The sequence below is a fragment of the Streptomyces sp. P17 genome, assembly GCF_032436805.1.
Taxonomy (GTDB): Bacteria; Actinomycetota; Actinomycetes; order Streptomycetales; family Streptomycetaceae; genus Streptomyces.
In genome coordinates this window covers 1-359 of sequence record NZ_JAVRBF010000447.1, presented here as the reverse complement: position 1 = coordinate 359, position 359 = coordinate 1, and the positions used below count along the sequence as shown (strand labels likewise).

Sequence of the window (359 nt, the reverse complement as noted above, 5' to 3'; positions counted from 1 at the left end):
TTGGGGCAGGTCGGTCATTGGAAAATCCTCACCTCATCCATGATGGAAAAATCGAGCTGATAGACGGCGGTGCCTTCGCGCATGGAGACGATTGAGCCGCGCAGGAACTGGAACACGCCGATCTGATCGTCCGGCGCCCAGCCCGCCAGCGCCACGATCACCGATTGAAGAAAAGGGCGCAGGTCGCGCAGTGCCCGCTCGCCCGTGCGGTCATTGCCGCGAATGGTAATGAGCACGCCGATCACCTCGGTGAGCGGTTGAATGAATGCCCCGGCAGACGCAATCGGCGCGCGCCCCTGAAAACCGAGCGGCACCACATGTGCGGCAGGCGTTACCGGAGGCAGGGCGCGACGGGCCAG

At 63.8% G+C, this 359-nt stretch carries 1 protein-coding gene; it reads right to left on the bottom strand.

The genetic code is table 11. The features are described from left to right. Positions 1-14: 14 nt before the first annotated feature. A partial coding sequence (locus tag RMT89_RS41665; RefSeq protein ID WP_315888961.1) for a hypothetical protein occupies positions 15-359 on the bottom strand: 345 nt, incomplete at its 5' end.